The 13,262-nt window shown below is 39.9% G+C and carries 9 protein-coding genes; 7 read left to right on the plus strand and 2 right to left on the minus strand.

Annotated features, from left to right (window positions below):
- Positions 1-99 precede the first annotated feature (99 nt).
- From ACZ43M_RS10625 to ACZ43M_RS10640, 4 genes are read left to right on the plus strand one after another with little or no spacing between them, the layout of a single operon-like run.
- Positions 100-1,173, plus strand: a complete 1,074-nt coding sequence (locus ACZ43M_RS10625; protein ID WP_464507371.1) for a Wadjet anti-phage system protein JetD domain-containing protein — start codon at positions 100-102, stop codon at positions 1,171-1,173.
- Positions 1,164-2,678 carry a hypothetical protein gene (locus ACZ43M_RS10630; protein ID WP_464507372.1) on the plus strand — a complete coding sequence of 505 codons (1,515 nt, stop codon included), beginning with the start codon at positions 1,164-1,166 and terminating at the stop codon, positions 2,676-2,678. The genes ACZ43M_RS10625 and ACZ43M_RS10630 overlap by 10 nt, the downstream gene beginning before the upstream one ends.
- Positions 2,675-3,421, plus strand: a complete 747-nt coding sequence (locus tag ACZ43M_RS10635) for a DUF6063 family protein (protein WP_464507373.1) — start codon at positions 2,675-2,677, stop codon at positions 3,419-3,421. The genes ACZ43M_RS10630 and ACZ43M_RS10635 overlap by 4 nt, the downstream gene beginning before the upstream one ends.
- A complete protein-coding gene (locus ACZ43M_RS10640; protein WP_464507374.1) occupies positions 3,399-7,865 on the plus strand; it encodes a coiled-coil domain-containing protein in 4,467 nt (1,488 codons plus the stop codon). Before ACZ43M_RS10635 ends, ACZ43M_RS10640 begins: the two co-directional genes overlap by 23 nt.
- A 288-nt stretch (positions 7,866-8,153) precedes the next feature.
- Here the strand turns inward: ACZ43M_RS10640 and ACZ43M_RS10645 are convergent, their stop codons facing one another.
- The gene (locus ACZ43M_RS10645; protein ID WP_464507375.1) at positions 8,154-8,816 is read right to left on the minus strand and encodes a DNA-binding response regulator; all 663 of its coding nucleotides are present in this window, start codon (positions 8,814-8,816) and stop codon (positions 8,154-8,156) included.
- Positions 8,817-9,286: 470 nt separating this feature from the next.
- On the minus strand, positions 9,287-10,240 hold the full coding sequence (locus tag ACZ43M_RS10650) for a helix-turn-helix transcriptional regulator (protein WP_464507376.1): 954 nt from the start codon (positions 10,238-10,240) through the stop codon (positions 9,287-9,289).
- A gap of 117 nt (positions 10,241-10,357) precedes the next feature.
- Here ACZ43M_RS10650 and ACZ43M_RS10655 point away from each other — a divergent pair, with 117 nt between their 5' ends.
- The 3 genes from ACZ43M_RS10655 (at position 10,358) to ACZ43M_RS10665 (ending at position 13,025) form a co-directional block, all read left to right on the plus strand.
- Positions 10,358-10,837, plus strand: a complete 480-nt coding sequence (locus ACZ43M_RS10655; protein ID WP_464507377.1) for a GyrI-like domain-containing protein — start codon at positions 10,358-10,360, stop codon at positions 10,835-10,837.
- 12 nt (positions 10,838-10,849) lie between these two features.
- Positions 10,850-11,314 carry a phage tail protein gene (locus tag ACZ43M_RS10660; protein ID WP_464507378.1) on the plus strand — a complete coding sequence of 155 codons (465 nt, stop codon included), beginning with the start codon at positions 10,850-10,852 and terminating at the stop codon, positions 11,312-11,314.
- 274 nt (positions 11,315-11,588) lie between these two features.
- A complete protein-coding gene (locus ACZ43M_RS10665; protein WP_464503290.1) occupies positions 11,589-13,025 on the plus strand; it encodes an IS6 family transposase in 1,437 nt (478 codons plus the stop codon).
- Positions 13,026-13,262 lie beyond the last annotated feature (237 nt).

The following is a 13,262-nucleotide window of genomic DNA, read 5'->3' on the forward strand; positions in this document are numbered from 1 at the left end:
GGAGTCTTCTCAAATGCCACAGGGGACGGTTCTCCTGGTCGAAAAAGAACCACTAGAACCGTCCCCATGGCACCTATGACTCCAAGAAGATGTAAGTAGGTGAGTACAATCGATATTATTGAAACACGGGTAAGGGGTTTTATTGCAGATATTCAGCACCCTAAGCAAAGAAAGAAGATTAATAGTAACGATTTAGAATATCAGTTGCGCAAGCTAATGGATGATTATTTTGAAATGGATGGTTATTCGTTGTTTTATTCCGCAATCCAAACATTGCAGGGTGAAGGGCAGTTAAGCCCGATTCAAAATAACCAATACAATGGGAAAATACCATCACTTGCCTTATATTATTGGGTCAATAAAAAAGTTCAGGCCGATAAATGGGATCGTCTTGAGATGATGAAATTAAGTAACCAGTTTGATTTTTCCTATTATGAACGTCACCCCGAATGGCAGACGCAGGACGAATGGCAGCGAATCCAGAATGTCTATACTTTCCTTAAGTCCAGCCAGAAACGGGATATCGTGTCATTGGAAGAAAGAAGCCTCGAGCTCTTTGGCCATGAAAAGTTCTTGATTGATAGTGATAGCTTTCCTGATGGAAAAGGCTTTTTGACCAGGATTGGACTATCAGAAGACCAACTTAAAGTGGTAAACTACGGGGAGCCTTTTGTATTTTGGTTGAAACAAGGGAAAGAAATGAAAGATATTCAGAGAGTACTAATCGTCGAAAATCTATCATTCTTTCATACTTCTATTAAATTATTGGAAGATAATCAGCTCGATTATGAGCCGGAACTGATTATTTATGGGGAAGGCACGAAAATTGAACGGAGCTTTTCCTTTTTCTTTCGAATGTTTCCGCCAAAGCCTTATCTTTTCTACTACGCAGGAGATCTTGATGCAGCAGGTTACGGAATCCTCATTCGGCTCATCGAAAAATATCCAGAATGCAGTATTCAGCCTGCCTTGAAAATTTATCGGAAAATGCTCCAATGTCTAGACCAAAAAAATGACCAGAAACTGGGTCAAACCCAAAACCTCCAATACCGAGATATATTTTTTCAATGGTTTACAGATGAGGAGCAGGCACTATTAGGGCAATTATGGCAGGAAAATAAGCGAATCCCTCAAGAAGTCTTAACCGTTGAAACTTGGAGGCGATGGATGTGAACGAATCATGGGAAGGGTTTGCCCAGCGGATGCAACGATTAAATCCACTGTTTGAACTTGGCAGGGGAATGGACGTAGGCGAGCTCAAGCCACATATCCAAAGTATTCTCATGCAAGTGCTGCTTACGATCTTTTATCGGGAATTAAATGATGATGATCATCGAAGCAAATTAGATATCAAGTATATGGTGGAAGATTCTATTAAACAAATGAAGCTGTTGGCAGACGAAAAGCAAATTGAACGGATTACAAGCGGGCTTTTATATCAGGGAAAAGAAGAGTACAGCAAACCGTTTGAAGCCTTATATTACGATGAAATTAGGCAATCATGGGAAACCCAGGTCTTCCGTTATGTCACGATGGATGAAATTTATACGAATTTAGAGTTGGGCGGATCGATTGTTTATAAACTTACCGATGTCTCTCAGGAAATGATTTTTATGAGCAGGGAAATGGCGGAGGAATTCTCGATCACGATCGAACAGCTCTACAGTATGCAGCTCATAAAAAACGGTAATTTTCGGAAAGCTACCCGAAACCTCGATCACCTCATTTCACGGGTAAACCGCTTAATGGCTAAGGAGTTCACCTTCCAAAAGGAAATGATTAACAATCCCAAAATCTTGCTGATGGAAGCAGAATGGCAACGAGCCGACAATCGTGTTGAAATTGAAAAGCAATTTGAAGAAGAGAAAAATCACTTCCGGACGATTACGAAGATGATCGAAAAAACGAAACGAATCAATGAGGAGGATGAATCGATTCAAAAAGAATTAATGCTTCTCCAAGAAAAGATTGGCCATACAAGGCAGTTGCATGACCGTTTTGCCAAGCTGGTCATTCAAAATATTTCTTATGAGATGAAATTAAAAGCGGAAAATCCTTCCTTGTTTTGGGAAACCAGCCTGGTTTCATTTCGGGAACATTTTTATGAAAATTGGTTCATGAAGGAAGGGTTCAAACGTTTCGAGACAATCGAAACAGTCCTGTCTCCGTTATTTTCACCGAAGAATGATTTTATTTTGCCGCTTGATTGGATTTGGGGTGAGCAAGAATTTGATGAACAACAACTAAAGGATGCCGTAATCGAAGAAGAAGCGGAAGAAAGCATGATGCGTCCGCGGCTGACGAACTGGGATTCGGTTGTCAAGGCTTGGAGTTATGTTTTTCAGCATTTACAAACATACGGAGAGTTTTCATTGGCAGATTTATCCACGCTGCCATTAGAAGTGCAGGATTTATGGTTTGAAGAATCGGAGAGTATTGATTTATGGATGATGTTTGATAAAAAGCCGCTAAAGGTTCAAGTGCTGCACCGGAAAGTAGAAACATTAAGTGACGAGCGGGAAATTCTTCTTTTTAAATTAATGCAGGAATATCCACAATTTCAAATGTTTGAAGGCTTAAAACTGTATACAATGTTTGATCATCGAGCAGAGCCTCATCATTGGTATCAAATGAAAATTACCCCGTTTAAGATATGTGTAATGGAGGAAAAAAGATGAATGCAGAGTCAATCAAAAAAGCATCAGCTGTCTATTTTACTCTATTAAAAGATAAAGTAATTGACGAAAATAGCGAATATTTCCAAACGTATTTTGAGCCGGAAGTAAGACAGACTGTACTTTTAATGGCAGATGAATCAGGTACATATATAATTGAATCGCCTAAACGGATTCACTTAGTTGTCCAGCCCACCGGCTCTGTCTTTGCGACGAATTTTACCCATTTGAAGGACAAGCATAAGCAAATCGAAACGAAAAAGCACTTCCATCTGGTCAGTATTGTGATCATGGCATTTTTGGCTGCCATTGACAGCAACCAGGCCGCCAAAATTCGAACGAAGCGGGAAGGGATTAGCTATTATGCCATAGAGCGTCTTGTCAACGATCTCATCATGAATTGGGATAGCATTCTGAAAGTGAAGCCTGACTTCGGAGAAGAGGAAAGAATTGACATGAAGGAAGTCGTGACAACATGGAAATACATGGAGGTTGACACCGACGATTATGGGGCGAAAAAAGGCAATCGACGAACGAGAATTGGTTTAATTGCAAGCAGTATGCGTTTATTAGAGACAGAGGGACTGATCATCATTCTTGACCGTGATGATATTCCAAAAGCACTTCCCAAACAAGAGCTTTTTGAGCGAATTGAATACCTGTATCACGATTATGATCGGTATGAATTATTGAAAAAATTAATGACGATGGAGGAGGGGGAACATGCCGAAAATCTATCGAATTAGAATTGTTGGCCTTAAGTATGATGGTATGCAAAAGCAATACAAAGATACCACCTTTAATTTTCATAATGAAGAGACATCCACTAATGGTCTGATTGCGATGATGAATGGGGGCGGGAAAGGTGTATTCCTGCAAACCATCTTTCAGCTGCTTAAACCTGGAACCTCATGGGGAAAACAGAACAATCGTTATTATCAGCAGTTCTTTTTCAATAATAAAGAGCAATTTATTCCCTATACCTTTCATGTTCTCATTCAATGGGAATTGGACGGTTCCGACCGCCGCCATCTGGTCACGGGGGGGATGTTCTCCGCCGAACAGCGGATTTCAATGAGTGAAGAAAGTGGAAATGACAGCAAAACGTTGGAACAGGAAGCGAAGATTCTCCCGAATATTACCTTTTATACAAGGGAATTTGAGCGGAAGGAAGAGGCCTCACTTGAGCATATTCCACTTTTTGAAAATGATGAAGCTGCTGAAATTGAAGGCTTGAAAGACTATTTAAAATGGAATGGCTATGACGTTTACAAAGATACAAAGAAGCACTATCGCATTCTTGATACATACGGAATTAACCGTAAAGACTGGGATATTATGAAAGAGATTAACAAGGATGAAGGCGGCGTTGGGAAATATTTTGAGGGAGCGGAAGATGATCATTCCCTGTTCCAAAAACGAATCATCCCAACTGTTAGTCAAGTCTTGCACCGGACTGAACATCAAAAGAATGATCTTGTCGAGATTTTCAAGAGTCAGGCAAGTATCGCAAAGGATTTACCTGTGCTGTTAAAAAGAGAACAAGCACATAAGGAATTTTTAGAAGATATTCTCCCTTTTGAAGAGAACCTGGCAAAAGGAGTCGAGCATAAAGAAATTGTTACCGGCAGTGTAAAGGTAGGCAGGCAATTGCTTGGTGCGCTCCAGCATCTAAAGCAGACAGAAGAGGAAACGCTGCTTAATTTAGCGGAAGACTTTGAAAAATTAAAACTGCGGCAAGCAGATTTGCGCTATCAACAAGACAATTTAGAGTTTGCAAAAGCGCACAGAGAGGTACTAGATTGGGAGAAGAGTTTGGTAGAAGAACGAAATAAGCATGCTTCCTTACAAGAAATTGTCAAGGAAAAACAGGAACGAAAAGAACAGCTAGCCTTTCAACTGCTATTGAAAGAGTGGAATGAGAACGAACAAAGTATTCGCTCTCTTTCCCAGCAGATTGCGACATTAGAACAAAATAGCGGATTAGAGCAAGTGAATCAAAGAATGGATGAAATCAAAACAGAAGCTAGTAAACAATGGGAACGGTCTTATCTAGCCATCCAAGGAGCAGTTAAGCAGTATTTGGGGTATCAAAAGTTCTTAACGAAAACAGGAAATGACCTCACGCACCAGGATAAACAAAAGATTAGAGAGATTGCCCAGCTAAGTTCCGAAATTGATTTTCTTTATACGCAAATTCATACATTTGAGTCGGAGGAAGAAAACCTGATTAAGGAATTTGGCGACCGCCTGACCTATGGTTTAAGGGACTTTATCGAGTTTCTTTTTAAACAAATTGAAGATAAAAAGGCTAGGGTAGAAGAGCTTCAGGCAAAAGAAAAAGAATCCAGTGAAATGCTAAATATGTTAGCCACAGCACATGGGACACTTGCCCAAGCGATTCAGTTTTCAGAAGAAAAATGTGAAGAGTTAAAGGCCGCAAACGAAGAACAAAAGCAAAAAGAAACAAAACTACTAGATCGGCTGCATGGGTTATTGGATGATGTCTCTGCACCGTTAACACATGCGCTTCTTTCGAAATACGCCCTGCAGATTGAAGAAATTCTAGGCAATAATCGTGAACAGGGTGAACAAATTAAAAAAGATTTATGGGAAATACAACTTGATCATTCCTTAAATGATGAGCACTTTTGGATTCCCAATAAAGATGTGAAAGAATTAAAGGAATGGATTGACGAAAAGACCGGCATTGATGTGTTTTATGGAACCCAGTTTCTCCAATCTTTAAGTAAAGAGGAACTTGTAAATTATCTATTAAACTATCCACTCCTTCCATATGGATTAATCGTCAGCGGGCAGCAATGGCAAAAGATTAATCAGCAGGTTTTGTCAGGAAGAATGTTTAAAAGTCCGGTTCCAATTTTCTTGCGCGAGGAAATGAACAGCGATCATAACCAGCCATCCTTCGTCATTATTAACGGGACAGAGCAAGAGCTATTAACGGATAAAAATCATTTTACCAACTGGAAAATTAGTATTGCTAAACAAATAGAAGATAAGAAAGAAACGCTTTTTGAACTTGAAAAAACAGAAACATCCTTACGTCGAATTTTAAAAGAAATCGATGTATTCCTATCACGCGAGCTTGCTGTTGATATCGAGCGAGCTTTCAATCAAGAACAGACCTCCCTGCTTTCGAAGAGGGCTCAATTACAGGAAAACACTACACAACAGCATAAACAAAAAGAATTACAGCTTGAGCTAAAAGAAAAGCTGGAGACAACCAAGGTAAAAATCGAAAAGCTGACTAGAGATGTAGAAAAAATAGAAGCATATGAACGTGAAAAACTTGTTCATCAAGAAAATAAAGTGGTAAAAGCAGAGAAAGAGAAACAAAAGGAAACGTTCATTTTAAGGCAGCAAGAAATTGCCAAAGATCACCAAACTATTCTGGACCTGCAGAACAAGTGGCATCAAACGTATTTAGAATGGAAGGTTACAACCGAACAAAATATAAGAGAGATCGCCCTCTTTATTGAAACAGCCGTTTTTCCTGGAGATGAAAAAACAGAAGCTTGTGAAGAAGTCCCTCGTTTATCAGCGCATTTATTAGAGGAGATCAATGTCAGCATTGAAGAGCTAAAGCAGCTTCAAAAATCAAAGGAAGAACAGGCTCGAGAATTACTGGTTATTCAAGCCAAAAAAGAAACAGAACAAAAGCAGCAAAAGAAATTAGAGAAAAAACTCGATACCCAAAATACGGAATGGAAAGAAGTTCCCGAACCCAATGAGCCTCTAAGTATATTAGAAAACCTGTTGCAAACGGCACAGAAGGAAGCAAAAACGGCAGATAAAGAAGAACGGGAACAAGGTACTGCTGTAACCGTCGCAGAAACGTCACTGAAACATGCGACTGAACTGCGTGACAAAGCGGCCAAGAAAATAGCTAAGCATGAACAACAGCCTGAAACATGGGAAGAGTTGGACTTAGATATTAAGGCCATTGAGATTAAAGACCAAATGAAACAAACACTAGAGGACGTAAAACAGGTTGAAAAACTTCAAAAAGAAACAGAAGCGAACATTGCTGGGTACGAAGGGGATTTATTAACCTTATCCGTGATCCTGAAGGAAGAAGCGGCTGCATTTACAGATTCTGATTTAGAAAAAGTAAAGGGTCAAGGCAAAGCCTGTATCTTATCCTGGTGTGAAGAACATCAGGCGATTCAGGAGGAAGGTAAGGAGAAACATGCAAAAATCGAACAATCGCTGCGAAATTTAAAGCTGACTATTGAAGGCAAAGATTGGGAGATTCGCTTTAAAAATGAGGTATTAACAACTTTAGACCATATGGATACGAGGCATTATTCGCATATTCAAAGCGTCGTTAAAAATATGAAGCGTTTCTCACAAAGTGGTCTGGAACAATTAGAGCGTGACAAAGAAAGAGCAGAAAAGGCGCAAAACTTTTGGGCAAGCCGTGCCAGCATGAAGGTCATGAGCATTTCAGAGGGTATTCGGTCGATGATTGCAAAAATGAAGCTGAAAAATGAACGAGGGGCTTTCCCGCTTGTCCAGCTTAAAGAAGACATCTTACCGAAAAAACCCGAAGATATCGAGCCGCTGCTGAAGCAGCATTTTGTAGCCGCGATCAACAAAATTACTAAACAATTTGATACGATTGATGCTAATAATCAAGTCGTAGACCAAGAAATCAAACAACTCATCAGTGATGAGCAAATTTTGTTTGTATCACTGCGAAATCGCTATCCGGAGCTGCTCGTCTATAATATGCGAACGGATAATGCCTTTATGTACGGAAAACCACAACGAGAGCATTATTCAACCTGGCAGACCATTAATCAAGGTTCAAGAACGAAATCAGATGGCAGCGGCGGACAAAAGCTGTCGGCCCGAATGGTGATGATGATGATGTTATTGTCTGTTAAAAACGAATCAGACCAAAGCTGGGTTCCTTTAGTTTGTGATAATCCATTCGGACAAGCTGCGTCAGCACATGTCCTTGACCCGATTTTCTCAGTCGCCGAGAAACTGAAATTCCAGTTCATCGTCGTGACTCCGCCCGAATTGGTGAAAACAGAAATCAGTCAGAGATTTGCAGCCTATTATAAATTGGACTTCATACGCGAAAAAGGAAAAGAGATTGTGTCGGACACCATTGTTCCAGCCTATAGAATTTACCAGGGTGCTGAAGCAGCACAGATGTGAATTGTCTAATAAAAACAGCACCTTCCCATTTAGTGAGGATGGTGCTGTTTCTATTTATAGGTCCTTTATATAAGAAGTGAGTAACCAATGAAAGTAATAGACGGAGCTTTTCCGGTTAAATTCAGAATGAAGCTCGTTTCGGGGAAAATAAGGGGAGGATTTCCGACTAAGTAAAGCAAAATCCCCGATTTTTACATTTTTTGAGCCAATAGGCGGAATCCCTCCGTCTATATAAGCCATTTTAAATAAAAATAATTAATTAAGCGGAAATTCTCCGACTATTATTTATTAAATTGGATTCTTAACCTGATCCCCCAACCGATAAAAGCGGACCCTCATGACCCCAGATGCGGGAATCAACATCTTTTTATCAACTAGTTTTGAAAGTACCTTTTTAACCGTCTTGTCACTTAAGTTCAAATACTTCTCTACTTCCATAGGGGATATGGCTTCTCCTTTACGAATCACTAGCCGAAGCACTTCCTTTTCGAGAAAGGACAGAGATGTCCTATCTAGTTCATCACCCAGCCATCTGCCAATCACTTGCTGCACAATCTGTTGACATCGACGAGGCTTTTCGTTCACTTGGTCAAAAGAAAATCGAATCACGGTCCATCCGTCAATTACCAATTGGTTTTGACGTTCCAGGTTGTCTGAAAATTGCCATCTGCTTATGTTCTTTAAGTGTGGGCCATACCCGTCAACCTCAAGGCAAATTCGGATGGCGGGACGAATATAAGCGAAATCCAAATACCTTTTGCCATCCTTGAAATCATCGACTTCATACTCTGGATGAAGATACTTGAAATTGTAAAATAAAGGCCACCACACTTGCTTCAAAAACAACATTTCAGCCTGGTTATGACCTTCTTGTAAGCGCCGCAACCGTTCACCGGTTCTAGCCTGCAAGTGAGTATTCATAAAGACCTGGTATTCCTCTTCAAACCCCATAGCATCCCTACTCCTATCTAATGGTCATTTCTTTTACAGCCAATATATCAAAAAGATGTACTTCTAGTGAGTTTCGTAATAATCATCCTCAAATACAGAACATCAATAACACGGGCATTTAATATGCATATGAAATCGATGCCACGAATGAGCCAACTCTATTAATTATTCATTTGAATTTCGGGCAGATTTTAAAATTAATGAGTGTTAGGCGAGTAAAAATAAGAGGTTTAAGGTGACTACAAATAAACAATTGCGGAGCAGCTAAGATAAAAGATTACTTAAAGAAAAACATGAGGATAGTACTATTTTTAGTTTAATAGATACCCTAAGTTTGTCAAATAATATCATTCTATTTTCGTTAAAACATCTAGCTCCCCAGCCATAAGGAGAGGCTTCTTTGCTAAAAACCCATTTAACTTTGGTAAGGGGTTACGTACCGCACCTAAATAAGTTTTAACTGGCACCTTTTATGGGCAAAATAGGAATAATCTTTCTCGCAAACCTTCTAAGACTTCTTCCGGCATTTCCTTAACCACGATATCCCCACCTAAGAACAACAGCCAATTCGTTATTTCGGTCACTTCTTCTGAATGATGTACATTGATAAAAGTCTTCAGGACGGCTGTGGTCTGGTATGGATTCGTATAGGAAATCGAAACGTTTAAAGGATGGTATTTTTTGAATTGGGCGATTGCCTTAGGACCAAGTTCAAGGACAAGATTGATTTCTTCTTGCTGTTTACATAGTTTTTCCAGTATCATTTTCTCAGTAAGTCTTTGTTTCGTAGAGTATGGTTCGACATTGGTGAGATTGTCGACAGGGAAAATGAGTATTTTCTCTTCCTTTAAGTCAAATCCTTCAATCAGCCAAAAGCTTTTTTCACGATACAGGTGTAAGAGATAAATCGGGTGAATTTTATCTTCCTCAATAGTAATCAATAAATAACGATCCAACAGCAGGAGTTGGATTAGTTTTTCTAACATTGGATGGGGAAGGTCCGATAGATCAAGCAGGTTGGGATTATGGGGATTGGTCCCTTCAAAAAGCAAGATTTGATTTAACAGAACAAGGTCATCTTGCTGGTTTTCGGAGATAAGGCCAAGCAATTTTTCAGCCAAAGACTGTCGACTTTTTAAATAGGGGAGTTGCTGATTTCTTGTGGCCATAAAGGCTATGAAAAGTGCTTTGATTTCATTATCTGTAAATCGAACAGTGGGCAGGACCGAATTGTTCATGACAAAATAACCCCCATCCCTGCCAACTTCAGCGACAAGCGGCATCCCCATGGCTTCGATTTCCCTGATATCCCGAATAGCAGTTGAACGAGAGATGTTAAATTCTTGCATGAGTTCAGAAATAGTAAAGTGGGCACGGTTGTTGATATACCGCATAATGGTATTAATTCGTTCAACTTTTTTCATTGGGCTGCGCACCTCTAAAACAGTATCATTTTTTGACATGATTTAAGGCTATTATATACTCATCAAGTGGAAAGACAAATCATTTTGATAAATTTTAAAAAAAGGAAGGTTTTGAATATGACTAATAATACTCTTGAGGAAAAAGACAGCTTTACCGTGTTAGGGTTTGGTACGGAACTTAAAAGCCATTACACTGATTATGCCGGCATAACCAAGGAAAAGTCAGACTTTTGGCAGGCTGTCAAACAAGATGGAAGGCTTGATACGTTAAAATCAGTTGCTGCAAATGACTACATTTTTGCCGTGAACGAAGCGGTGAATAACAAGATGATGCACTATGCTGGCGTTATGACAGAGACATCGCTGCCAGAGGCAACCAGAATGATTCAATTTCCTAAAGGAGAATACCTAGTTGTTAAAGGGGAAGGGAAAACATCTGAAGAGTTGAGCAATATGCTTACTGGCATTGCTTTTGGTCAAGTCCTGCCGGAAGCAAAGGATTTTGCCTATGTCGGCGGGCCAAATACAACGGTTGAAATGGGTCAGCGAAACGGTCTAGTATTTGGTGAAATGTGGATTCCGGTTGTCAGGAAATAAGGAGGGTTTGACATGTCTTATATCGTTGATTTTAAAAATGTATCTACGGTTGGTTTAGAGTCTTCACCTGTAGCAGAGGCGCTTGCTGGTTTACGTGCAAATGAAGCCCGTTATTTTATGAATAAATACAAGCATGAATTTACGGTTGTCCCCGCTAGCGAGTCCTGCGAGGTCCTTGATTATGTGAATACAATTTTGAAAGAACGTGATATTGAGTTTGCTGCAAAACCTTTAGAAACATCGCTTTTTCAAGTGGAAAATATTAAATGGGCCTACGTCTTTTATGAGGATGGTCTTAGTGTTAATGTCTTGTATACGATTGATGGACCTAAACCGAAGCGGGCTGTTGGTTTTAAGCTTTCTGAGGGAATGGAGGTACCAAAGGAGTTAGAAGGAAAGTTTAAGTTTGCCAAGCAGAAATCTAAACTGGCCGGGACGATTCGGGGTTCGTTTTTTGTCATTAAAGGGGAATATTAAAGTATAAGCCGTTCTCTCTCGATGTACCTGCAAGGGAGTATTAAAGCAATGTATTTCACTTTTGAAATCACATTGCTTTTTATTATTTTTACTGTAATGCAATTTCATAAAATACCCCCCTTTAAATAAGACGTATTGTAAAAACTTTTATAAGAAATAGGCTATAAAATACCTAGATAGAGGGCTTTATAAGCAAAAAAATTGCCACCCCCTGAAATCTAAGGATAATTGAGGTTACCACACACCCAACAACCTAGATTAAGGAAGTGACAAGTTGTACCCTCAAATTATAACCTATTTATTAACTTTTATTAAGTACCAAGAACAAATAATTCGAACATTACTTACCCTTCTTATTGGGAAGGGGATGTTTGAAAAGCCTGAGGAAAAACCTGTAAATAAACCTTATCGTAAACTCCAGGTGGATGATCTTCCGATTATCGAAACCATTCAGAAACTTGATTACCGAAGCCTCCTAACCGAATACCTGGAGAAGAACGGTAAACAACTAAAACCTGTTCAAAGGCGTTCGAATACAAAGGCATGTGTGCCCAAGTCAATGAAATGTCCGCAGTGTGGTGCTCCAGCGGATTATCTTTATGCCAATAATGGAGGCAAAGGACAGTTTCAATGTAAGGTGTGTGCCTGTCTTTTCAATGATAAAAATCGCTATTCGAAGGAGGCTATTTTGAAGTGTCCTCATTGTTCTAGGACCCTTGAGAAAGTCAAAGAGCGAAAAGACTTTGACGTGTACAAGTGTAAAAATAATGACTGTTCCTACTACCAGCAGAAACTGAATGGCATGTCTGCGAAAGAGAAGAAACAGTTTAAAAAGGATCCACAAGCCTTTAAATTAAGATATATCTTCCGGCAGTTCCACATTGATTTTCAGCCATTGTCAAAGGCTTCTCCTAAGAAACCAAAGGTTGACTTGGCCAGGCTTTATGTGTCGCCACATACATTGGGGCTTATTTTAACCTATCACGTTAACTATGGCCTTTCGGCCCGGAAGACAGCTGCACTCATGAAAGATATCCATGGTGTTTCTATATCGCATCAAAGCATTTTAAATTACGAGAACGCAGTTGCATTAATCCTTAAACCTTACGTAGACCACTATCCCTACGAGCTTTCTGATCAGTTCTGTGGGGACGAAACCTATATTAGGGTTCAAGGTCGTTGGCATTACTTGTTCTTCTTCTTTGATGCGGTAAAAAAGATCATTCTGTCTTATCCAGTGTCAGCAAATCGAGATACAGCGACAGCAATCCGTGCCATTGATGATGTCCTAATGAAATTTAAAGAGATTCCGGAAGATCTTACATTTGTGGTGGACGGCAATCCGATATATCTCTTAGCCCAACACTTTTACGCCCAGCATGATATTCACTTTGACATTACTCAGGTCATTGGGCTTACCAATGAAGATCCTGTATCAAAGGAGTATAGGCCTCTCAAACAAGTGATTGAAAGACTCAATCGCACATTTAAGGGCAATTATCGCTCAACACACGGGTTTGGGTCCGAACATGGGTCTGTTTCGTTTGTGACGCTTTTTGTGGCTTACTTTAACTTTTTACGGCCTCACTCAGCGTTAGAAGGTAATGTGCCAGTGGTTAATCCAGAGCTCTTACTGCGACCGAATATGCCTGCACGCTGGACTAAATTAATAGGTTTAGCTCAAGATTGGATCATTGAACAAACAGTCTAACTTTTTGTTTAGCAGAGCCCTTGAACCCACTAGCAACCGGCGAAGCGAACTCTTGACAAACCGAACTTGCCAATGGTTTAAAATGGAAATACCAAGGGCTATTTGGCATGCCTTCTTTTTGTCCCCGTCGCCCTTGATAAAGGAATCTCAAACCATTGGCGTGTTTGTCAAGAGCGGTTGCGGGGCCGACGCACCCAATATGTGGAAAGGAGCCTAACCCCTTAAGGAGTTTTCATA

The sequence above is a fragment of the Neobacillus sp. B24 genome (assembly GCF_055381825.1).